Raw genomic sequence first — 21,666 nt, 5'->3', positions numbered from 1 at the left:
CTGGAACAGAGCAGATCCGAGACGCAGGGGTTGCCATGGAGAGTCGGCTGTCGGCGCGCGGTGTGTACTCCGAGGTCGGGAAGCTGCGGAAGGTCCTGGTCTGCTCGCCGGGCCTGGCGCACGAGCGGCTGACCCCGTCGAACGCCGCCGACCTGCTGTTCGACGACGTGCTCTGGGTGCGCAGCGCCAAACGCGACCACGCCGACTTCGTCGAGAAGCTCACCGGATTCGGTGTCGAGGTGGTCGAGCTGCACGCCCTGCTGGCCGAGACGATGGACGACCCCGCCGCGCGGGACTGGCTGCTGGACCGGAAGATCGTCGCGAACGAGGTCGGCATCGGGCTTGTCGACGCCGTGCGCGAGTACCTCGACGAGTTGCCGTCCATGGAACTGGCGGAGCTTCTGATCGGCGGAATGTCCACGCGCGATCTGCCGGTGGAACTCCGGCCCGGCTACCTGGCGCTCGCACACGAGTCGTGGGGCGCCAACGAATACCTGATGCCGCCGCTGCCGAACACCCTGTACACCCGGGACACCACCTGCTGGATCTACGGCGGGGTCACCCTGAATCCGCTGTACTGGCCGGCGCGGCACGGCGAGACGCTGCTCATGAAGGCCGTGTACGAGTTCCATCCGGACTTCGCCGGGTCGCACGTGTGGTGGGGCGACCCGGAGCGGCAGTGGGGTTCGGCGACCATCGAGGGCGGCGACGTCCAGGTGCCGGGCGACGGGGTGGTCCTGATCGGCATGAGCGAACGGACCTCGCGCCAGGCGGTCACCCAGGTGGCGCTGACACTGTTCGAGGCGGGCGCGGCCGAGCGGGTAGTGGTGGCCGGTATGCCCAAGCTCCGGTCGGCGATGCATCTGGACACGGTGTTCACCTTCGCCGACCGTGACGTGGTGACCGTCTACCCGAAGATCGTCGACAACATCCGGCCGTTCACCCTGGTGCCGTCGGATTCCGCACCCGGACTCGAGGTGATCGAGGAGTCGCGGCACTTCCTCGCCGTCGTGCAGGAAGCCCTGGGCCTGCACGGTCTGCGCGTGGTGGAGGCCGGTGGATCGGAGTACGCGTCGGAGCGCCAACAATGGGACAGCGGCAACAACCTGGTGGCGGTGGAGCCGGGGGTGGTGTTCGCGTACGACCGGAACACCTACACCAATGCGCTGTTGCGTGCGGAGGGGGTCGAGGTGATCGAGATCGTGGGCGCGGAACTCGGGCGCGGGCGCGGCGGCGGGCACTGCATGACGTGCCCGATCGCGCGGGATCCGCTGTAACCGGCCGAAGCCGACCCGCCAGTCCGAAACGATCCCACGGGTCGGCGGACCGCGAATCCGGAGTCAGGCAGGCTGGTTGTGCAGCCGGCGCGGGTCTGCGCCGGTACGGACCCAGCCCTCGTGGGCCCACGGGACGTAGAGCACACGGAGGGGGAGTCGGTTGAACAGCGGGTTTGCCGCACGCATCACCGCGGCGAAGCGGTCGAACCGCCGCTGCTTCTTCTCGTCCCACTCGAGCTCGCAGACTTCGCGCATCTCCGGCGGCAGGGTGCCGACGATCACGGTGCGCAGCGCCGCGTTCAACGGCGCGGACACCAGACGCCACAGCGGGCCAGGCATCCAGCGCGGGCCGGGCAGACCCTTCCGGAGGTAACCGGTGGCGTAGACGATGGTCCGAGTCGGTACGAACCGCTCGCACATGGACTGCCAGTACGCCAGAAACTCGTCGTAGGTCTGCGGCTGGCTGCGGGCGCTGACTCCGTACAGCTGATACCAGACCTTGCTCTCGGCGAACATCTGCTCCTTCTCGGCGCGGGAGAGCCGGCGGATGAAGGTGTCGGTGATGTAGATGGCCTGGTCGACGAAGGTGGCGTGCGCCCAGTAGAAGAGCTCGGGGTTGAGTGCGTGGTAGCGCGAGCCGTCGGACACGGTGCCCTTGATGTCGCGGTGGAAGTCGCGGACGCGGCGGCCCCAGGTGTGCGGGTCGTCGGAGTAGATGGTGCGCATCACCGGCGGGCCGGTGCGGCGGGCGCGCCCGAGGAAGTCGCTGAAGATGATCGAGTGGTCCTCGACCCCCTGGGCGAGCTGCTCGATGCAGTTTTCGGTACCGGCCAGGCGCTGGAAACCCAGGATCATCCGCGAGTCGCCCGCGAACTTCCACAGCAGGGAGTCCGCGCCCAGGCGCAGGTCGAGCGAGTCGACGTCGACCTCGTCGAGGAAGCTCGGCTCTGCCTCGCGCACGCCGGTGGAGAAGTCGGTGGTCATGTGCACAGGCTAGCGAGAGTTTGAGACGAGTGGAAGAGTTTGTGTCAATACCGGGCGGGAGAGACACGTCGACGAGGGGGTCGGCTCGACGCCGAGTAGCGTCGCGGCGTTCGGTGCCTCGGTAGGGTCGGGACATGGTCTATCAGCCCGGCGCCAACAATCCCTTCGCGATCCCGAGCAAGCACGGCGAGATGCCGACCTTCGTGGTCCGGGCGAGCAAGCCGCAGCTGCCGCCGGTGGATCAGATCCTGGAGAGCGCGCTGGTGGTCGCCCTTCCCATGCGGACCCGGTTCCGCGGCATCACCGTCCGCGAGACGATGATCTTCCGCGGGATCAAGGGGTGGGGCGAGTTCGGCGCGTTCGTCGAGTACGACGACGCCGAGGCGGCGAACTGGCTCGCCGCCGGCATCGAGCAGGCCTGGCAGGGGCCGCCGCCCGCGGCGCGCGACACCGTCCCCGTCAACGCGACCGTGCCCGCGGTGCCCGCCGAGCAGGTCGCCGAGATCCTCGCGCGGTATCCGGGTGCGGACACCGCGAAGGTCAAGGTCGCCGAGGCGGGGCAGACACTCGACGACGACGTCCAGCGGGTGGCCGCAGTGCGCGAGCTGGTCCCCAACGTCCGGATCGACGCCAACGGCGCGTGGGACGTGCCCACCGCGATCGAGTCGATCGAGGCCATCGGCGACGTGCAGTACGTGGAACAGCCGTGCGCCACGGTCAAGGAGCTCGCGGCGGTTCGCCGCGTCGTCGACGTGCCGATCGCCGCCGACGAGTCGATCCGCCGCGCGGAGGATCCCCTCCTGGTGGCCAAGGCCGACGCCGCCGACATCGCGGTCCTCAAGGTGGCGCCGCTGGGCGGCATGCGCAAGGTGCTCGCGCTCCGCGGTGCGTTGAAGATGGAGGTGGTGATCTCCTCGGCGCTCGACTCGGCGATCGGGATGTCCGCGTCCGTCGCCGCCGCGGCGGCGCTCCCGCAGCTCGACCTGGCGTGCGGGCTGGGCACCGGGGTGCTCTTCGAGCGGGACGTCGCGCCGTCGTTCGTCCCGCGCAAGGGGGTGGTCCGGCCCCGGCTCCTGCAGCCCGACGACGACCTTCCCCTCGCTGCGCCGGACCGCCGTGCCTGGTGGGAGGACCGGCTGCGGCGCTGTCACGCAATCTTGATGGCGCGCTGACGGTCCGGCCTGACCGGACCTGGGTGGCGCGGGCTCGCCGCCGAAGGGCACTAGAAACAAATAGAAGAATCTGTTCCAATAGAGGTGAGCCGCTTCACATCGGGCGGCGGCGCACCGAGGAGGAACCAGCGATGGCCACACCGCTTCTTGCCCGGCCGGACGAGGGCAGCGACCTGCTGCCCGTGCCGGTCTGTCAGCGCAACGGGCTGCTCGAAGTCCTGTCCATGCGGCGCGATCCCTTTGCCTTCGCCAGGCAGCGCCGCGCGGAGTACGGCGACGTGTTCGCGATCAACGCCTTCGGACTGCAGATGGTCACCGCGACCGGCGCGACCGGCGCGAGCGAGATCCTGATGAACAAGGACAAGGCCTTCGCCAACGGACCGGCCTGGAGCTACTTCATCGGCCCGTTCTTCAACCGCGGGATCATGCTCCTGGACTTCGACGAGCACCGCCACCACCGGCACATCATGCAGCAGGCGTTCTCGCCGAACGTGCTCAAGGACTACTTCGCGGAGATGCAGCCGGTGATCGTCGACCGGGTGGCGAAGTTCCCCACCAGCGCCGGGAGCGGAGCGCGCGGGCTGAATCGTCCCGGCCGCGTGAAGCTGATGGAACAGTTCAAGGAGTTGACACTCGACATCGCTCTGGAGATCTTCCTCGGCCTGGAGCTGTCACAGGCCGAGGCCGACCGCCTGAACAAGGCGTTCATCGAGACCGTGCGGGCGGGCGTCGCGCTGGTGCGCAAGCCGGTCCCGGGCGGCCGGTGGTGGAAGGGACTGCGTTCCCGGAAGATCCTCGAGGACTTCTTCTACGCGCACATCGACGCCAAGCGCGCCGCACAGACGCCGGACCTGTTCTCCGTCCTGTGCCACGCCGAGAGCGACGACGGCCACCGATTCACCGACGAAGACGTGGTGAACCACATGATCTTCGTGCTGATGGCCGCCCACGACACCTCCACGATCACGCTGACGCAGATGGCGTACCGCCTGGCCGAGCACCCGAAGTGGCAGGCCAGGGCACGGGCGCAGTCGATGGAGCTCGGCGCGGAACTGACGTACGACGACCTCGGCGAACTCACGGTGCTCGACGCGGTGATGAAGGAATCGCTGCGGTTGTGTCCGCCGGTGCCGGCGCAGCCCCGGACGGCGATCAAAGACACGCAGGTCCTCGGTCATTTCATCCCGAAGGGGACGATGGTGACCATCCCCCAGATGTCGAATCACCGAGATCCGCAGTACTACACGGACCCGGACACCTTCGATCCGGAGCGCTTCGCGCCCGAGCGCGCGGAGGACAAGGGACACCGTATGGCGTGGATGCCGTTCGGCGGCGGGGTGCACAAATGCATCGGCCTGTACTTCGGGCAGATGGAGATCAAGACCATAATGCACAACCTTCTCCGGGACTACGAATGGTTCGTGCCCGCGGGCTACCGTTTACCCATGGATTACAGTGCGTTGCCCGTGCCGAAGGATCGACTCCCCGTGACGCTGGTGCGCCGCCCTTCGAACGAGAACGCCTGATGGCCCCGGCGCGCAAGGCCCGAGTCACCGCATCGCCGGAAGAGCAGGAGCTGGCGATTCTCGATGCCGCAGCGGAGGAGTTCACCGAAGTCGGTGTGCGCCAAGCGAACATGGATTCCATCGCGAAGGCGGCAGGGGTCAGCCGGTCGACGCTCTATCGGCGCTTCCCGAGTAAGGACAACCTGCTGATCGCGCTCGCGAACCGGACCTTCGAGAACGGCATGGCAGAACTCGAAGAGGCGGTCGCCGGGCTGAGTCCGGCCGACGCGGTGGTGGAGGCCTTCGCACACGGCGCCGCCATGGTCGAGTCCGATCCCTTGCTCAACCGCATGGTTCTGCAGGACTCGGAGATCCGGGGCCTCACCGCTTCGATGAGCGCGCTGTTCATCGACATGGTGACCGACCGGGTCGCCGGGACCATCCGGACGGCGGGTGCGACGATGCCCGACGCCGACCTGCGCAAGGCCGTCGAGCTGCAGGTGCGCCTGGTGATCTCGTTCCTGGAGATCCCGGCCTCCGACGACGCCGACCGCACTCCCGAAGCCGTCCGCGCGATGGCCGCCACGTTCCTCGCGCCGATGATCCACTGACGCCTGCCGCCCCGAACGACCGCGAATCTCTCGCACCACTGGAGGAATCCGATGCGCCTGCCCATGTTGACCGCACGCCGGGAGCGCGCTGACCGTCGTCTGGCGCATACACGGGAGGCGTTGGCGGACAAGGTGATCGCCGTGACCGGTGGGGCTCGCGGAATCGGTTTCGAGACCGCATCGCGATTGCACGACGCCGGTGCCCGGGTGGCGATCGGCGACATAGACTCCGACGCCGTCGGCAAGGCCGCCGCCGATCTCGGGATCGAGGGGCTGGTCCTGGACGTGACGGACTCGTCGTCGTTCGGTGCCTTCCTCGACGAGGTGGAGAACCGGGTCGGGCCGGTCGACGTCCTGGTGAACAACGCCGGGATCATGCCGGTGGGCGGGTTCCTCGACTACAGCGAAGCGCTGATCCGGCGGACAGTGGAGATCGATCTGGTCGGCGTGATGCTCGGCAGTCAGGCCGCCGCCCGGCGGATGGTGGAACGAGGCGCGGGACAGGTGGTGAACGTCGCCTCGATCGCGGGGCGGCTGCCCAATCCCGGGCTGACGGTCTACAACGGTGCCAAGGCGGGCGTGATCGAGTTCTCCGAGGCGCTCGACGCCGAGCTCGCACCGCGCGGAGTACGAGTGTCCGCCGTGCTGCCGACGTTCACCGAGACCGGGCTGATCGACGGGCTGCAGACCAACGCGCTGGTCACCACCGTCGAGCCCGGCGAGGTAGCCGACGCAGTGGTCCGGATCATCGCGCGGCCGCGTGTGCGCGCGGTGGCGCCGGCGTCGATGGGCTGGGTCGGGGTCAACACGATCCTGCCGCACGGCCTCAAACGGCGGCTGCGGGCGATGACCAAGACCGACACGATCTTTCTGCATCCGGACCGGGAAGCGCGGGCCGAGTACGACGCACGGATCGGCCGGTAGCGTCCGGGCCGTCCTCGCGCGGGCACCGCTTAGAGTCGACGTGTGGCGATGGGATCGAGCGCGGCGATGCGGCGGTGGCGGGAAGCCCGGGTGGCGCGCTCGGCCGCGCGCGACGAGCTCGCGGCGGCCGAATGCGACGCCGGTGAGCGGCAGCGCCTGTCCATCCGGATCCGGACGGCGCTGGCGGTGTTCGCCGTGCTGACCGTGCTCGGCGCGGCAGGAGCGGTATGGGCCGCCGTCGAGCGTGGACCGGCGTACTCGGACCGGGAACTGGTCGATGCGGCGACTGCCCGCGTGGAGCTGCTGCTGACCGCGGATGCCGACGACCAGCGCCGCGCCCGCGAGATCCTCTCCGGGGCGACCGGCGAGTTCCACGACGAGTTCGCCCAGTCCGCCGACGCCTACTCGGCGTTCGTCCAGACGCACGGCAGTCGCGGCGAGGCGCACATCGATGGGAACGCGCTCGCCGCGCGTGACGGCGACGTCGCCGTCGTGCTGATCGCCGCGACGGTCCGGGTGGAATCCGGCGACGAACACGGCCGTCGGCAGCTGCGTCTGCGGGTGGTGGTGCAGCCCGAGGACGGCGTTCTCAAGCTTGCGGGGGTGACCTTTCTGCCATGAACCTCGGGAAACGGCTGGAAGCGCCGATGTCGCGCCGGGCCGGGGCGGCGTGGTGGGTGTGTTCGACGGCCCTCGTCGCCGCCGCGCTGGCCTTCGTGGTGTCGGTGTCCCTGTGGTGGACACCCGTCGCTGAACGGGTACACAGTGTCGATGAGCTGCAGGAACAAGCGGGGTCGGTGGTGTCGCAGGTGTTCTCGGCACGAGCCGAGAGCTGGCGGGACGATCGGGCCCGCGCCCGGGAACTGGTCACCGGATCGTTCGCGGCGACGCTGGACGCCGGATTGTCGGCCGACGCCCCGCCGGGGGTCCGGTCGGTGCGCTGGGAGCCGGTGCAGGTGGGCGTCGTCGATGCGCAGCGCGACGTCGGGACGGCGCTGATCGTGGTGCACGTGGTGGTGACTCCCACGCAGGACGAGCCGACGGCGCAGACCAAGTCGGTGAACGCGGACTTCGAACGTCACCACGGCCGCTGGTTGCTGAGCGGTCTGGACGAGCTGCAGTGACGACCAGGCGGCTGGAGTCCGCGCGCACCGCGTACGACGACGCGGTCCGCGCCGAGCGGGAGGCGCGCATAGCGGCCGCGCCGGAGTTGCGTGCCCGGGCCCGGCGGCGCCGCGCCGGTCTGCGGCTGTACGGCGTGGCCGCATCGGTGGTCGTCGTACTGCTCGTCGTCGTCGGCGTCTGGATGGTGACCTCCCGCGCCGCCGATCAACGCAGACTGAACGACGACGACGCGGCCCGCACAGCGGCCGTCGAGGCGATGACGGCGATGCTGTCGGCGGACCCGGCGCGCGCGGATGCGTATGTCGACGGGGTGCTCGGGGTGAGCACGGGTGTGCAGCGGGAACGGGTGTCGCACGCGGCCGACGCGTTGCGCGCGACGGTGGCCGGATTCGGTGCGCCGAGCACCGGAAGGGTGATCTCGGCAGGAGTCCAGGGAAGTGCCGATCCGGGCGTGACACCGGTGCTGGTGGTGGCGCAGGCGAGCGCGCCGGAGTTGGTCGGCGGGACGCCCGGCGGCGATCGTGTCGCGGTACGGGTGCTGATGGTGCGGGAAGGCGATCGCTGGCTGGTGCACGATACGGAGCAGGTCTCGTGAGAACACATCTGCGGGAACGCTTTCCGCTACCGGCGGACCGGCGGTTCGTCACGCGATGCGCAGCGTTGATCGTCCTCGCCGCAGTGGTGGCCGCGGCCGCCGGGCTCTCGCTCTGGCGCAGCGGCTCCGACCACGCCGACGAGCTCGCCACGGTGGAGTACGCGGCCGCCGCCGCGGTCACCGACTTGATGAACTTCGCTCCCGACGACGGTCCGGAGCGCCGGGACGAGGTCGCCGGACGGCTGACCGGAGCACTGGCCGCCGACTATCTGGGCCGTGGGCCGGATGTGGTGTTCACCGGTGCCGTCGCATCCCGGATCACCATGGCCGCCACCGTGATCGACGTGGGCGTCGCCGAGTGGGGGAGCGGTCGTGCGCGGGCGCTGGTCTTCGTCGATCAGACGGTGAGCCTGCCCGGCGACGAGCCGGAACGGCTCGGCGTCTCGCGCTGGGCGACGATGGTCGAGGTCGACGGGAGGTGGCTGCTGGCCCGGCTGGAGGCGGTTGCGGCGGTAGACTGAGCCGATGATCGTCGAGCGTCTCGCCAAAGCCCTGTCCGGACTGCTGATCTTCACGGGGGTTCTGCACTTCGTGGCGCCCAAACCCTTCGATGCGATCATCCCCAAGGAGATTCCGGGAGATCCGCGCACCCTGACCTACGCGTCGGGTGCGGCAGAGCTCGGCATCGGTGCGGCGTTGCTCCCCCGGAAGACGCGCCGGCCCGCCGCGGCCCTTGCCGCCATGTTGTTCGTCGCGGTCTTCCCGGCGAACGTCAACACGATCCGGCTCTTCGTGGACAAGAGCCCGTTGCTCAAGACCCTCGCGTGGGCGCGCCTGCCGCTGCAGCTCCCGATGATCGTCGCCGCGCTGATCGTGTGGCGCAAGAGCCCGCGGGCCGGTGAACTCGTCACCGCCGAGGCCGGAGCCTGAGCGACTCAGACGTCGTCGTCGGCGACCGGGCCGCCTTCGCCCTCCCACGTCTCGATCATCCTGACTCCGGTGCGCGTGAACTTCCGGCGCACGCCCACGCCGCCGAACTCGTCCTCGGGGAGGAAGACCGCTCCGTAGTGCACCAGGCCGTCGGTGACGCGCTGAATCTGTTCGGGCGAGAGGCAGTCGCCGCCCTTCTCGTACTGACGGAGCACCTGCGCCTCGATTCCCGCGTAGTGGGCGATGGTCCGCGCCGACACCTTGACCAGGTGCCGCGCCGCGCGAGCCAGTGATCCGTCCATGTGAAACTCGATGTCGGGCATGGTCTGATCATCGCACTCCGGGCGCGAACCGGCAGTGGATCGTCCGCTGCGGGCCGGAACCGGGGTTCAGAGCGAGCGGTAGTGGGCGCGCTGGTCGGCGGTGAGGTGTTCGGTGGCGTAGCTCAGGGCGGTGCGGCCCATTCCTCCGGCGTGCGCCTCGAGGAAGTCCAGGAGAAGCTGCCGATCGACGCGCTTGCCGAGCTCGCGCAGCATCCAGCCGAACGCCTTCTGGATCAGGTCGCGTCGGTCGTCGATCACCAGCGGAGCGACGTCGACGAGCGCCTCCGCCTGCCCGGACTTGATGAACGCGAACGTGCCGATGATGCCGACCCTGCGCTCCCACAAGTCGCTGGACCCCGCCCACTCGAGCAACTCCTCGCGCGTGTCCCGATGGACCAGCCACGCGCCCAGCAGCGGATCAGCGGACAGGTCGACGATGTCCCAGTTGTTCACCCGCCCGGCCCGGACGGCATCCCGATACAGCTGGACCCACTCGGCGCGTTCGACGTCGCCTGCGCGCGCTGCGGTCAGCGTCATCGAGAAGAGCGCCGGCTGCCGGATCTCGTGAACGTCGCTGGACAACAAGGCCTTGGCCGTCTCGGTCGGGAAGCCTCGGAGCCGTTTGCTGAGCTTGCGGAGTTCGGGGACACGCACTCCGGCGAACACGTCGCCCTCGCCGTATTCGCCGGGCCCGGTCTTGTCTTTCGACCGCGTGTCGTCGCCGGCTCCGCCACGCGTGCTCAGGAACCAGCGACGCTGCCCGGCGGCGATCTCCGGGTCTCCGAGAGCCGAGACCGCAGCGGAGATCTCGTCCGCGGTCGACTCCGGAGTCGGCGCCGGGCGCGTGCTCACGGGAGAAGGTCGGAGATCGGGGTGTCGGTCAACAGGAGCGGACGCGTCTTCATGAGCTTCCCGACCCGGCCGGCGCCCGCCGTGCCGGTGAGGACCCCGTCTCGGCTGTAGTACGCGAGGAACTTGCGGCCGTCGTCGTCGACCACGTGCACCTCGTCGTCGGGCCGGGGCGACCCGAGCACTTGGATCTTGAGTGCGTGCTGGTCGCTCCAGAAGTAGGGGACGGCGGGCGGTGGGAGCGCTTTCCCGGCGATCTGGGCGGCGACGATCGCGGCCTGGTCGACGGTGTGGTTCCAGTGCTCTACGCGATTGCGGTTGCCTTGCGCGTCAGCCCAATTCGCGGCGTCCCCGAGGGCGTACACGTCTGGGACAGTGGTGTGCCCGAGTTCGCCGCACACGATGCCGCCGCGCCCGGGGGATCCCGGCTCGGCGGTCTCGATGCCCGAGCCCGCCAGGTATTCCAGGTCCGGGGTGCCGCCGATGCCCACCAGCACGACGTCGGCCGGCAGCAACGTGCCGTCGGTGAGCTCCACGCCGGTGACCCGGCCCGCCGCACCGGTCAGCCGGGCCGCTCCGGTCGCGGTGCGCAGGTCGACGCCGGCCTCCTTGTGGAGCCGCGCGACGAGCAGCCCGACGACGGGGCCTACGGCGGCGGCAAGCGGCACGGCCGCCGGCTCGACGACGGTGACCTCCAGTCCGAGAGCCGCCATGCTGGCGGCCGCCTCGCAGCCGATGAAGCCTGCGCCGATCACCACCGCGCGCCGCGCGTCGGCGAGGTCCGTTCGGAGGGCTGCGGCGTCGTCGTACGTCCGCAGCACGTGCACGCCCGCCAGGCCGCCGCCTTCGCCGGGGAACGGTCGCGGCGCGAGGCCGGTGGCCAGCACGAGGGTGCGGTAGCCGAGGCGGTGCGCGGCGCCGTGGCGGACGTACTCCACGCTGTGCTGACCCGGGTGCACGGCGGTCACCCGCGCCCCGAGCAGCAGTTCGATACCGGCCTCCTCGAAGAACTCCGGGGATTTCAGATCGACACGGTCGTCGGTGCCGAGGAGGACGGACTTGGACAGCGGAGGACGGTCGTACGGGGGATGCTCTTCGCCCGACAGGATCGTGATGGATCCGGTGAACCCGTGGCCGCGCAGTGCCTCGGCGAGTCGGCAGCCGCCGAGTCCGCCGCCGACGATCAGCAGGTCGCGGTCGGGTTCAGTCGTCATCAGAACTCCACCTTCAGTTTGTCGCACGTCGGGGTGGCCTGGCAGCCGAGGATGTAGCCGTCGGCGATGTCGTCGGGGTCGAGCGCGCCGGAGTTGGCCATGTCGACCGTTCCCTCCGTGAGCGTGCACGCGCACGAGCCGCACTCGCCCTCCTGGCACGAGTAGGGGGCGTCGAGACCGGCGGCCAGCATCACGTCGACCAGACTGCGTGACCGTGGCCAGGACAGCAGATGGGTCTCGCCGTCGAGCTCCACCTCCACCTCCGCGGCGTCGGCGGCCTCCTCCGCGCTGACCTCGGCGAGTCCGACGTCCTCGAACGGGTCGCCGGACAGTGAGTTGTACACCTCGGAATGCACGTCGTGGTGTTTGAACTTCGCCTTCGCCAAGCCTTCGTGCACCGCGTCCATGAACGGCCCGGGACCGCACACGTACGCGCTGTGACTGCCCGCCATCGGGCGGAAGAAGGCGGCAAGCGACTTCGCGGACGGGAGGCCCTGCAGTGACTCCAGCCAATGCACGACGACGAGCCGATTCGGGTGTGCTGCTTGGAGTTCGCGCAGCTGCTCGGCGAAGATCACGTCGCTCTCGCTGCGGTTGGCGTAGAAGAAGGTGATCGGCCCGGTGCCGGTGGCGAGCGCGGTCTTCAGGATGGACATCACCGGGGTGACGCCGGATCCGGCGGCGATCAGGAGTAGCGGTGCGTGGATGTTGGCGGGGGTGAACACTCCCGACGGCGGCAGGGCCTCGATCTGCGAGCCCGCGGCGAGATGGTCGCAGATCCAGTTGGAGCCGTAGCCGCCGTTGGTCCGCTTCACGGTCACCTTGGGGAGTTCTCCGCGACCCGGCGCAGACGAGAGCGAATAGCACCGTGCCACGGAGCCGGTCTGCTCACTGGGGATGCGCAGCGTCAGGAACTGCCCCGGAAGGTAGTCCGTGAACTTGTCCGAGTGGTTCTCGGGCACGTCGAACACGATGCTCCGCGCGTCAGCGGTCTCGTCGATCACCTCGGCGACGGTCAGGATCGCGCTGCGCGTGCAATGCGGCGTCAGCTCTCTCATCGGCGGCTCTCCCCGGTCGCCCCGGAGTCCGGGGAAACATAACTAGAACAGGTTCTAGTTAATGGTAGCAGTGGGCCCGTCGGAGTGTCCGTACTGTGGCGTGGGTTCGGCCCCGACCGGGGCGGGAGCGACGGTGAACTGGTGTTTTGCGGTGCTGATCTGTACTCCCCAGTGCCGACGGCGGTTTCCGGATCACGGTGCATCGAGGGTGGCGAGGCCGTCGATCACGATGCTGCAGCCGGCGTCGAGCAGGTCGAGCAGGTCCGATGCCGGATCGCCGAGCCACTGCTCGTAGGCCGACAGCGAGACGCCCAGCATCTGCCAGCCGACGGTCTGTGGGAGGTGGTCCTGTGGCCGCACGTCGAGCCGAGCCGCCACGTGAACGGCGATGATCTGCCGCCATTCGTCGTACATCAGCATTGAATGTGCTTGGAGGGCAGGAACTTTCAGCAGCAGGGTCATGCGGCGGCGATGGTGCTCCTGCTCGGTGCCGGGCACGGTGTTGAAGGCGAGCAGTGCCTGCCGGAGGCCCTCGCCGAGCGGGATGTCCCGCGGAGTCTGCGCGAGGCGATGACGCATGTCGGCCAGGTGCTGGTCGAAATCTCCCCAGGGGATCGCATTCTTGGACGGGAAGTACCGGAACAAGGTCCGGCGGGCGATGCCCGCGGCCGCCGCCACGTCGTCGACGCTCGTCTCCTCGAATCCCCGCTCGACGAACAGGTCGATGGCCAGGGTGCTCAGTTCGGCGCGCGAGGTGGCCTGCGGGCGGCCGGCGGATCTCTTCACGACCTGTCCTTTCGGCTGGGTTCTGCACACTACTTCTCAGTACGGGTTGATAATGCACCGAGTGCCATTACAGTGTGTCGTGAACCACAGAAACACACAAGGAGGTTGGTTCACATGGCCGATCAGGACACTCAGAACGAGCTCGTCACCGAATCGCTGGTGGAGGAAGTCTCCATCGACGGGATGTGCGGCGTCTACTGATGACCACCGCGTCGACCAGTGCTTCCGGCGGTCCCGCGACCGCCGGAAGCACGTCCCCCGAGTCTGCGCCGGCCGGCCGGCCCGGCTTCGACCTGTCCGCGCCCTGGCGGGTCAATCCGTCGGTCGCCATCCGTCCCGAGCCGTTCGGGGCCCTGCTGTACCACTTCGGCACGCGCAAGCTGAGCTTCCTGAAGAACTTGGTCGTCGTCGATCTGGTGCAGTCGCTGGCCGATCACCCCAGCGCGGAGTCCGCGCTGCGGGCCGCAGGCATCACCGACGACCAGCGACCGCTCTACCTTCAAGCCCTCACCGCCCTGGCCGACTCCGGGATGATCACCTCCCGCGAGAAAGAAGTGACACCGACATGACCACACTCGAGCCCCGCGTCGAAGACCTGCCCCCGACCGCCCCTCACTTGGGCCTGCCCGCCGTGACCCCTGCCGCACCGCCCGCGGTCGGTCGACTGGTGGACCAGTTCGAGAAGGGTCTGGATGCGCCGATCTGCCTCACCTGGGAACTGACGTACGCCTGCAACCTCGCATGCGTGCACTGTCTCTCCAGTTCCGGCAAGCGCGACCCGCGCGAGCTGAGCACCGAACAATGCAAGGCGATCATCGACGAGCTGCAGCGCATGCAGGTGTTCTACGTGAACATCGGCGGCGGCGAGCCGACGGTGCGCCCGGACTTCTGGGAACTGGTCGACTACGCCGTCGACCATCAGGTCGGCGTCAAGTTCTCCACCAACGGGCTGCGGATCAACGCCGAAGTGGCCCAACGTCTCGCGGCGAGCGACTACGTGGACGTGCAGATCTCGCTCGACGGAGCGACCGCCGAGGTGAACGACGCCGTGCGCGGCCCGGGATCGTTCGACATGGCCGTGCGGGCGCTGGAGAACCTGAAGAACGCGGGCTTCAAAGACGCGAAGATCAGCGTGGTGGTGACCCGCGAGAACGTCACTCAGCTCGACGAGTTCAAGGCCCTCGCCGACAAGTACGACGCCACCCTGCGCATCACCAGGCTGCGCCCCTCCGGTCGCGGCGCCGACGTCTGGGACGACCTGCACCCCCTGCCCGAGCAGCAGCGCGACCTGTACGAATGGCTTGTCGCGCACGGCGACCGCGTGCTCACCGGCGACTCCTTCTTCCACCTGTCGGCCTTCAGTCAGGGCGGCGGCAGCGGACTGCCCGGCCTCAACCTGTGCGGGGCCGGCCGCGTGGTCTGCCTGATCGACCCGGTCGGCGACGTCTACGCCTGCCCCTTCGCCATCCACGAGAACTTCCTCGCCGGAAACATCGTGTCCGACGGCGGATTTCAGGAGATCTGGCAGCGCAGCGACCTGTTCACCGAGCTCCGGGAACCGCAGAGCGCCGGCGCCTGCACCAAGTGCGCGCACTTCGACGCCTGCCGGGGCGGCTGCATGGCGGCGAAGTTCTTCACAGGCCTGCCGCTCGACGGTCCCGACCCGGAATGCGTGCAAGGCTACGGGGAGACGCTGCTGGCCGGCGATCGGACCAAACCCACTGCGAACAAAGACCATTCGCGTGGCGTGCCGCTCACGCTGATGACTCGGCCGCCGTCCCGGGACTGCGACGAGAACCCGCTCGCCGGGTTCATGCCGACGACGGCGACGGGTTGCTCGTCGGGCGGATGCGGGTGATTCGTGGGTTTTCAACGGTGATTGAGCCGGGTCGACGAAGGAAGCCCGTGTCGAAATCACCCCTCATCAATGAAAGAAGACATAGCGCATGTCGAAACTGACCGAGATTCTGGAACAGAACCCGTGGCGCCGGAACCCCTGGTTCGAGACCGTGGGCGAGGCCCAGCGCCGAGCCCGGAAACGGCTGCCCAAGACCGTCTACTCGTCGCTGGTCGCCGGCACCCAGGCCGGTGTCACCCTCAACGACAACATGGCGGCGTTCAACGAGATCGGCTTCGCCCCGCACGTCGTCGGCGCCACCGCCGAACGGAACCTCACCACCACGGTCATGGGCCAGGAGCTCTCGTTCCCGGTGATGATCTCGCCGACCGGCGTGCAGGCCGTCAACCCCGACGGCGAGGTGGCGGTGGCGCGTGCTGCCGCCGCCCGCGGCACCGCGATGGGCCTCTCGAGTTTCGCCTCCAAACCGGTCGAAGAGGTCACCGCGGTCAACGACAAGATCTTCTTCCAGATCTATTGGCTCGGCAGCCGCGAGGACATCCTGGCCCGCGCCGAGCGGGCCCGCGAGGCCGGTTGCCAAGGCCTGATCATCACCACCGACTGGGTCTTCAACGTCGGCCGCGACTGGGGAAGTCCGGAGATCCCGGAGAAGGTGGACGTCCGCGCCGTGGCCAAGCTGGCTCCGGAGATGATCACCAAACCGAGCTATGCCCTGAGCTGGTTCCGCGACGGCAAGCTGGTCATCCCCGACCTGAGCGCGCCGAACATCGCCCACAAGGGTGAGCCCGGACCCACCTTCTTCGACGTCTACGGCACCTGGATGAACACTCCGCCGCCGACGTGGGAGGACCTGCAGTGGCTGCGCGAGCAGTGGGGCGGGGAGTTCATGGTCAAGGGCATCACGCGGATGGACGACGCCAAGCGCGCCGTCGACATCGGCGCCACCGCGATCTCCGTCTCCAACCACGGCGGCAACAACCTCGACGGCACCCCGGCGACCATCCGGGTGCTCGGCCCGATCGCCGATGCGGTCGGCGACGACGTCGACGTGCTGCTCGACGGCGGGATCCGCCGCGGCAGCGATGTGGCCAAGGCGCTCGCCCTCGGCGCCAAGGCGGTGATGATCGGTCGTGCCTATCTGTGGGGTCTGGCCGCCAATGGGCAGGCCGGCGTCGAGAACGTTCTGGACCTGCTCCGCATGGGCCTCGACTCGTCGATGATGGGCCTGGGCAAGGCCGACGTCGCCGACCTGGACCGCTCGGATCTCATCATCCCGGAGGGCTTCGAGCGGGTCTTCGGCGACGACTGACCCCGCCGACGGACGACGGGCCCGGCGACCTCACGCGAGGTCGCCGGGCCCGGTCCGTTCGAGCCGGCTCGGCGGTCGGCCGGATCGGTCTAACGAGGCCGGTCAGGCCGTGGCCAGAGCCGCGGTCGGTGCGACGGCGACTGCCCGCCGGCTCGGCGGGAGTGCTGCGACCAGGACGAGGGCCGCGGTGGCGACCGCGATTCCGGCCAGTGCGGGCCAGGGCAGCCCCAGCCGGAATCCGTCGGTGATCCCGCCGATCAGCGACTGACTGCCGACCGATCCGAAGATCAGACCGAGGATCAGGCCGGCCGACGACGCCGCGCCGGACAGGGCGAGGGACTCCAGTGTGATCATCGCGCGGATCTGCTGACCGGTGAACCCCATCGCCCGGAGCATGCCGATCTCGCGGGTCCGGGCGATCACCGTCAGCGACATCGTGGAGACGAAGCCGACGGCGGCGATCACGGCGGAGATCGCGATCAGTGCGATCAGCACCGCGGAGGTCGCCGACAACACCTGCTCGGCCTCGGCGACGTCGTCGGGGGTGAGGCCCTCCCACGAGTGGACGGACGATTCCAGCGCACTCATCCCGGACGCGATGGTGGTGATCAGTGTGACCCCGATCAGCAGGCCGATCGTGGACCGTGCCGTCCGGCCCGGGTCGCTGATCGCGTTCTTGCGCGCGACGAGGGCACTGGGGCCGTCGCCTGCCAGGCGGCCGAACGCGGCGACCAGGGGCGGCAGCACCAGCCGTGCGCCGAGGAGCACCCCGACGCCGACGGTCGCCGCGCCCAGGAAGGCCACGCCGAATCCGGTGAGGCTGGCACGCTCGCCGAGCACGCAGGCGAGAGCGAGCAGCAGGCCGCCCACCACCACCGTCGTCACGGTCGCCCCGGCGCGGACACTCGGCCGCACCGGCGCCGATCCGTGCAGGGCGGTGGCGCCCAGGGAGCGGCGGGCGCCGATCGCCGTCGCCGCGAGCGCGGTGGCGACCACCGCGAGCCCGGCGCCGACGGATCCGACGGGCACCGGTGCGAACGACGCCGACGCGGGCAGGACGTCGCGGGCGCGAAGCACTGTGCGGACCACGGCGAGGATCGCCGCGCCGACCCCCACTCCGATCACGGCCCCGAGCGCGGCGACCTGAGCCACCGCCCGCAGGAGTCCGCCGCGCAGTTGCCGGCTGTCCGCACCGATCAGGCGGAGGAGCGTGAGCTGGCGAGTCCGCCCGGCGATGACGGTGTCGACGCCGTTCGAGATCACCACCGCGGACACGAACAGCGCGATGAGAACGAACACTGACGCGACCACGCCGAGCAGGAGACCCGCCGAGCCGCCCTGCTCCTCGGACAGCGACGCGAGGATGTCGCTCGCCCCGAACAGCGCGGTTCCGTAGGCGGCAGACAGGGCGCTGATGACTCCGATCGTCGAGACCTCGCGCAGTCGGCCCACAATCAGGCGTGCACTGGTGGCCCTCATGCCGCCACCTCCAGACCGATCAGGAGGTCGGAGATGCGGCGGGGATCGAGACGCCCGTATTCGCCGGCGATGCGCCCGTCAGCGAGGATCACGGTGCGATCGGCGTACGACGCCGCCACCGGGTCGTGTGTCACCATCGCGATGCCCTGCCCGTACTCGCGTGCCGCCGTGGTCAGCAGACTGAGCACCTCCCGGCTGGTCCGCGTGTCCAGCGCACCCGTGGGTTCGTCGGCCAGGATGATGGTCGGTCGGCCGGCGAGCGCCCGGGCGATCGCCACGCGCTGCTGCTGGCCGCCCGACAATTCGCCCGGCTTGTGATCGAGGCGGTCACGCAGGCCGAGAGCCCCCACCAAGTGGGCGATCCAGGCCTGGGTGTCGGAGTCCATCGGCTTGCCCGCGAGCACAAAGGGCAGCCGGATGTTCTCGTCCGCGGTCAGCGTCGGCACCAGGTTGAACGACTGGAAGACGAACCCGATGTGGTGGCGCCGCAGGACGGTCCGGCCCGTGTCGTTCAGGCCGGTGAGGGACGTGCCGCCGACGGTGACCACGCCCGAGGACACCTCGTCGAGTCCGGCGATCACGTTCATCAGAGTGGACTTTCCCGATCCGGACGGGCCCATGATCGCGGTGAACTCGCGCCGATTGAGGTCGAGGCTCACGTCGCGCAGTGCGTGGACGGGGTTGGCGGCGTCGCCGTAGACCCGGGAGACGTTCCGCACGGTGACGGCGGGCTGGGGATGATTCACGGTGTTCTGCATAGGTAGAACGCTATTTCCGTAGATCAGTGCGCACATCGCCCGCGATGCTGAAATCGGGTCATCCGCCCGCCGGATCCGGTGTCATCCCTGCGATGTACCCGAGGTTCTCGACTTTGCTCGACCAGCGACAGTGGTCTCGACTTTGCGCGACCAGCGACAGTGGTCTCGACTTTGCTCGACCAGCGACAGTGGTCTCGACTTCGCTCGACCAGCGAAGGGAGATCTCAGACGAGGCCGTTCTCATAGGCGTAGACCACCAGCTGGACGCGGTCGCGGAGATCGAGCTTGGCCAGAATCCGCGAGATGTGCGTCTTGACCGTCGCCTCGGAGAGCACCTCGACGTCGGCGATCTCCGCGTTGGACAGTCCGTTCGCCGCACGGACCAGGATCTCGCGCTCCCGCGGCGTCAGGCGCTGATACTCCGGTCCGGGCGAGGAGTGCCGGGATCGGTGGCGTTCGAACAGTTGTCGGGTCGCCGACGCGGCGACCACCTGATTGCCGGCGGCCACCGCACGGATCGACGCGAGCAGGAAGTCTGGTTGCGCGTCTTTCAGGACGAAGCCGCTCGCGCCGGCCTCGATCGCCGATGCGGCGGCCTCGTCGACGTCGAACGTGGTGAGCACCAACACCTTCGGGGCCCGGTCTCCGTAGGAGGCGATCAGGTCGCCGGTCGCGGTGATGCCGTCGATCCCGGGCATCCGCACGTCCATGAGGATCACGTCGGGAGCGGCCTCCTCGACCAAGGCCGGCAGATTCTGAGCGGTCGACGCCTGCGCGACCACGTCGAGGTCCGGCTGACTGGCGAGGATCATCGCGATGCCGCCGCGAAAGAGCGGTTGGTCGTCGACCAATGCCACCCGGATCATGTCTCAGGAACCTTTCGCCGGTGCTCGGAATCGCAGCGTCCAGCCGTCGGGAGTCGGTGCGCTCTGGACCGTGCCGCCGACGACGACGGCCCGCTCGGACATGCCCAGGATCCCATGCCCCGCGCCGCTCCGGTCTGGTGCCACCGCCCCGACCGCGTTGCGGACGGTCATCGTCACACCGTCGTGCCAGTCGTGCAGCACCACGACCGGCTCGGTCAGGTCGCCGTGTTTGAGCGCATTGGTCAGCGCCTCGGTGAGAATCCGGTGGGCGGCCTGCACGGCGGCCGGGTCCGCCGTCTCGGGATCGCCGAGCTCCTCCACCGACAGACGCATCCCCGCCGACCGCATGCGCTCGAAGAGCTGCCCGCGGTCGACTGCCGTTGCCTGGGCCGCAGTGTCCCCGCTCCGCAACTCCTGCAGGACGCCGCGGACTTCGCCGAGCGCCTCGCGCGCGGTCCCGGCGATCACGCCGAGCGCCTCGTCAGCGGCTTCCGGAGACGAGGAGAGGGCGAACCGTGCCCCCTCGGCCTGGGCGATCACCACGGCCAACGAGTGCGCGACGACGTCGTGCATGTCGCGGGCCAGCCGTGAGCGTTCGGCCTGCTCGTCGTACAGCTCCAGCAGTCGCCGCCGTTCCAGCTCGGCGATGGTCTCGGCGACCTGTGCCTGCTCCACGCTGCGTCGCTGATAGCGGGTGAATCCGAAGGTCCAGCCGCCGAGGACGACGACGGCGGCACCGGTGAGCCCGAACAGAACGCCGAACACCCACGATCCGCCCTCGGTGTAGGCGCTCGGCATCACCGCCGCGGCCACCAGCACTCCGAGGACCCCGGCCGCGAGCGAACCGCGGCGGACGCGCCGATCGGGGTGACTGCCGGCCACCGCGAACAACGGCGCGTACCCGAGGGAGCCGAAGATCGCGACGTGCAGGCACGCCACCTGGACTGCCGCGGTGCCCAGGGCGAGCACGATCATCGCGGTGGGCGCGAAGTGCCGCACCGCGATCGCGAGGACGATCACCGCCGTGACGATCGCGGTGAACACCGAATCGCCCAGCTGGATCGGGATACCCACGAGCCCGAACAGGCCGGCCAGCACCAGGTCGAAACCGACGGTGCTGCGGCGGGTCTGCGGTAGGGCGAGCGGATCGTGCACGGGTATCACCCTGCCACGCCGCGGGTCGGGTCAGACCTTGGAGTGACCCATGTCGATCTGGAACTCGGCGCCGGTCACCGAGGGGGCCGACGCCAGGTAGAACACGGCGTCGGTGAGCTCGTCGAGTGCGGCCACCGGGTGGTAGGGGAGCAGGGCGGGGAAGTGCATTCCGAACTCTTCGAAGGCCTTCATCGCCGACGAGTCGTTGAGGCCCATCTCGGTGTTGACCGCGTACGGATGCACCGTGTTGACTCGGATGTGCTTGGGGCCCAGTTCTTTCGCCGCAGTCTGAGCCAGGCCGCGGAGGCCGAACTTGGACGCCGAGTAGGAGGCCTGGACCGGCATCGCTTTGAGCCCGGCGACCGAGGACATGATCGTGATGGAGCCGCCGTTGCGGGCCTCGAGCATGTGCGGAACGGTCGCCTTGAGCGTCTTCCAGGTGCCGACCAGATTGACGTCGATCACGTCGCTGAACTGTTCCTCGGAGAGCTCCCACGAGAGTCCCCAAGTGAGGATCCCCGCATTGGCGACGACGTGATCGAGCCGGCCGAACTGCTCGAAGCCGTCGGCCGCGAGTTCCTGCTGGAACGCGAGGTCCCGGATGTCGCCCTGGCGGGCCAGGATCTTGCCGCCGGCCTCTTCGACCAGCCGCACGGTCTCGGTGAGGTCGTCGGGCGTCGCCGGTGGATAGGTCGCGTGATCGGCGACGGGGCCGGCGATGTCGATGCCGATGATCGACGCTCCCTCTTGCGCGAACCGGACCGCGTGATTGCGGCCCTGCCCGCGTGCGATCCCGCTGATGTAGACGACCTGACCGTCGAACCTTCCCATGCCAGAACTGTAACACGTTCTAGTTTGCGGGTTGGTCTCGATACGCTCCTGCCCTTC

Annotated in this window: 25 protein-coding genes; 14 read left to right on the top strand and 11 right to left on the bottom strand. The window is 69.1% G+C overall.

The genetic code is table 11. The features are described 5' to 3' along the window. Window positions 1-35 precede the first annotated feature (35 nt). Window positions 36-1,277 carry an arginine deiminase gene (locus C6V83_RS16300; RefSeq protein ID WP_105943284.1) on the top strand — a complete coding sequence of 414 codons (1,242 nt, stop codon included), beginning with the start codon at window positions 36-38 and terminating at the stop codon, window positions 1,275-1,277. 63 nt (window positions 1,278-1,340) lie between these two features. Here the strand turns inward: C6V83_RS16300 and C6V83_RS16295 are convergent, their stop codons facing one another. Continuing rightward, window positions 1,341-2,261: an oxygenase MpaB family protein gene (locus tag C6V83_RS16295; RefSeq protein WP_105943283.1), complete on the bottom strand. Its 921-nt coding sequence runs from the start codon at window positions 2,259-2,261 to the stop codon at window positions 1,341-1,343. 191 nt (window positions 2,262-2,452) lie between these two features. On the opposite strand from C6V83_RS16295, the gene C6V83_RS16290 reads away from it, so the two are divergent. The 9 genes from C6V83_RS16290 (at window position 2,453) to C6V83_RS16250 (ending at window position 9,123) form a co-directional block, all read left to right on the top strand. Continuing rightward, the gene (locus C6V83_RS16290; RefSeq protein WP_234354013.1) at window positions 2,453-3,433 is read left to right on the top strand and encodes an o-succinylbenzoate synthase; all 981 of its coding nucleotides are present in this window, start codon (window positions 2,453-2,455) and stop codon (window positions 3,431-3,433) included. Between the two features lie 131 nt (window positions 3,434-3,564). Beyond that, on the top strand, window positions 3,565-4,959 hold the full coding sequence (locus C6V83_RS16285; RefSeq protein WP_105943281.1) for a cytochrome P450: 1,395 nt from the start codon (window positions 3,565-3,567) through the stop codon (window positions 4,957-4,959). Beyond that, window positions 4,959-5,549 carry a TetR/AcrR family transcriptional regulator gene (locus C6V83_RS16280; protein ID WP_105943280.1) on the top strand — a complete coding sequence of 197 codons (591 nt, stop codon included), beginning with the start codon at window positions 4,959-4,961 and terminating at the stop codon, window positions 5,547-5,549. The genes C6V83_RS16285 and C6V83_RS16280 overlap by 1 nt, the downstream gene beginning before the upstream one ends. A 51-nt stretch (window positions 5,550-5,600) precedes the next feature. Continuing rightward, window positions 5,601-6,473, top strand: a complete 873-nt coding sequence (locus C6V83_RS16275; RefSeq protein ID WP_407646189.1) for an SDR family oxidoreductase — start codon at window positions 5,601-5,603, stop codon at window positions 6,471-6,473. A gap of 42 nt (window positions 6,474-6,515) precedes the next feature. Continuing rightward, window positions 6,516-7,094: a hypothetical protein gene (locus C6V83_RS16270; RefSeq protein ID WP_407646188.1), complete on the top strand. Its 579-nt coding sequence runs from the start codon at window positions 6,516-6,518 to the stop codon at window positions 7,092-7,094. Beyond that, the gene (locus C6V83_RS16265; protein ID WP_105943279.1) at window positions 7,091-7,597 is read left to right on the top strand and encodes a hypothetical protein; all 507 of its coding nucleotides are present in this window, start codon (window positions 7,091-7,093) and stop codon (window positions 7,595-7,597) included. The genes C6V83_RS16270 and C6V83_RS16265 overlap by 4 nt, the downstream gene beginning before the upstream one ends. Beyond that, complete coding sequence (locus C6V83_RS16260) at window positions 7,594-8,193, top strand: hypothetical protein (RefSeq protein ID WP_105943278.1); 600 nt, start codon at window positions 7,594-7,596, stop codon at window positions 8,191-8,193. Before C6V83_RS16265 ends, C6V83_RS16260 begins: the two co-directional genes overlap by 4 nt. Continuing rightward, complete coding sequence (locus C6V83_RS16255) at window positions 8,190-8,714, top strand: hypothetical protein (RefSeq protein ID WP_159067546.1); 525 nt, start codon at window positions 8,190-8,192, stop codon at window positions 8,712-8,714. The genes C6V83_RS16260 and C6V83_RS16255 overlap by 4 nt, the downstream gene beginning before the upstream one ends. 4 nt (window positions 8,715-8,718) lie before the next feature. Beyond that, the gene (locus C6V83_RS16250) at window positions 8,719-9,123 is read left to right on the top strand and encodes a DoxX family protein (RefSeq protein ID WP_105943276.1); all 405 of its coding nucleotides are present in this window, start codon (window positions 8,719-8,721) and stop codon (window positions 9,121-9,123) included. 5 nt (window positions 9,124-9,128) lie between these two features. Here C6V83_RS16250 and C6V83_RS16245 read toward each other — a convergent pair whose 3' ends face one another. The 5 genes from C6V83_RS16245 to mftR form a co-directional block, all read right to left on the bottom strand. Then, entirely contained in the window at window positions 9,129-9,446 is a 318-nt protein-coding gene (locus C6V83_RS16245; protein ID WP_105943275.1) for a helix-turn-helix domain-containing protein, read from the bottom strand. Between the two features lie 66 nt (window positions 9,447-9,512). Then, the gene (locus C6V83_RS16240; RefSeq protein WP_199832672.1) at window positions 9,513-10,253 is read right to left on the bottom strand and encodes a DNA alkylation repair protein; all 741 of its coding nucleotides are present in this window, start codon (window positions 10,251-10,253) and stop codon (window positions 9,513-9,515) included. Window positions 10,254-10,294: 41 nt separating this feature from the next. Continuing rightward, window positions 10,295-11,509: an NAD(P)/FAD-dependent oxidoreductase gene (locus C6V83_RS16235; protein ID WP_105943273.1), complete on the bottom strand. Its 1,215-nt coding sequence runs from the start codon at window positions 11,507-11,509 to the stop codon at window positions 10,295-10,297. After that, window positions 11,509-12,567: a ferredoxin--NADP reductase gene (locus C6V83_RS16230; protein ID WP_105943272.1), complete on the bottom strand. Its 1,059-nt coding sequence runs from the start codon at window positions 12,565-12,567 to the stop codon at window positions 11,509-11,511. The genes C6V83_RS16235 and C6V83_RS16230 overlap by 1 nt, the downstream gene beginning before the upstream one ends. A 192-nt stretch (window positions 12,568-12,759) precedes the next feature. After that, window positions 12,760-13,353, bottom strand: a complete 594-nt coding sequence (gene mftR / locus C6V83_RS16225) for a mycofactocin system transcriptional regulator (protein WP_234353774.1) — start codon at window positions 13,351-13,353, stop codon at window positions 12,760-12,762. 114 nt (window positions 13,354-13,467) lie between these two features. Between mftR and mftA the strand changes: the two genes are divergently transcribed. The 4 genes from mftA to mftD all read left to right on the top strand — a co-directional run bounded on the left by mftA (window position 13,468) and on the right by mftD (window position 16,520). Continuing rightward, entirely contained in the window at window positions 13,468-13,554 is an 87-nt protein-coding gene (mftA, locus tag C6V83_RS16220) for a mycofactocin precursor MftA (RefSeq protein ID WP_105943270.1), read from the top strand. Next, window positions 13,554-13,922 (top strand): mycofactocin biosynthesis chaperone MftB, encoded by a 369-nt coding sequence (gene mftB / locus C6V83_RS16215; protein ID WP_105943269.1) that lies wholly within the window; start codon window positions 13,554-13,556, stop codon window positions 13,920-13,922. Before mftA ends, mftB begins: the two co-directional genes overlap by 1 nt. Then, entirely contained in the window at window positions 13,919-15,211 is a 1,293-nt protein-coding gene (gene mftC / locus C6V83_RS16210) for a mycofactocin radical SAM maturase (protein WP_105943268.1), read from the top strand. Before mftB ends, mftC begins: the two co-directional genes overlap by 4 nt. 88 nt (window positions 15,212-15,299) lie before the next feature. Next, window positions 15,300-16,520, top strand: a complete 1,221-nt coding sequence (gene mftD, locus C6V83_RS16205) for a pre-mycofactocin synthase MftD (protein WP_105943267.1) — start codon at window positions 15,300-15,302, stop codon at window positions 16,518-16,520. 102 nt (window positions 16,521-16,622) lie between these two features. Here mftD and C6V83_RS16200 read toward each other — a convergent pair whose 3' ends face one another. The 5 genes from C6V83_RS16200 to C6V83_RS16180 all read right to left on the bottom strand — a co-directional run bounded on the left by C6V83_RS16200 (window position 16,623) and on the right by C6V83_RS16180 (window position 21,609). Further along, complete coding sequence (locus tag C6V83_RS16200; RefSeq protein ID WP_105943266.1) at window positions 16,623-17,999, bottom strand: ABC transporter permease; 1,377 nt, start codon at window positions 17,997-17,999, stop codon at window positions 16,623-16,625. Further along, a complete protein-coding gene (locus C6V83_RS16195) occupies window positions 17,996-18,757 on the bottom strand; it encodes an ABC transporter ATP-binding protein (RefSeq protein ID WP_199832540.1) in 762 nt (253 codons plus the stop codon). The genes C6V83_RS16200 and C6V83_RS16195 overlap by 4 nt, the downstream gene beginning before the upstream one ends. A 224-nt stretch (window positions 18,758-18,981) precedes the next feature. Then, window positions 18,982-19,623, bottom strand: coding sequence for a response regulator transcription factor (locus C6V83_RS16190; RefSeq protein ID WP_105943265.1), 642 nt, complete (start codon window positions 19,621-19,623; stop codon window positions 18,982-18,984). 3 nt (window positions 19,624-19,626) lie between these two features. Then, window positions 19,627-20,778: a sensor histidine kinase gene (locus C6V83_RS16185; protein WP_105943264.1), complete on the bottom strand. Its 1,152-nt coding sequence runs from the start codon at window positions 20,776-20,778 to the stop codon at window positions 19,627-19,629. A 30-nt stretch (window positions 20,779-20,808) separates the two neighbouring features. Further along, window positions 20,809-21,609, bottom strand: a complete 801-nt coding sequence (locus C6V83_RS16180; protein ID WP_105943263.1) for a mycofactocin-coupled SDR family oxidoreductase — start codon at window positions 21,607-21,609, stop codon at window positions 20,809-20,811. Between the last annotated feature and the right edge of the window lie 57 nt (window positions 21,610-21,666).

Origin of the sequence: Gordonia iterans (assembly GCF_002993285.1) — a bacterium.
Lineage (GTDB): Bacteria > Actinomycetota > Actinomycetes > Mycobacteriales > Mycobacteriaceae > Gordonia > Gordonia iterans.
This window is presented reverse-complemented; position numbering and strand designations above follow the sequence as displayed.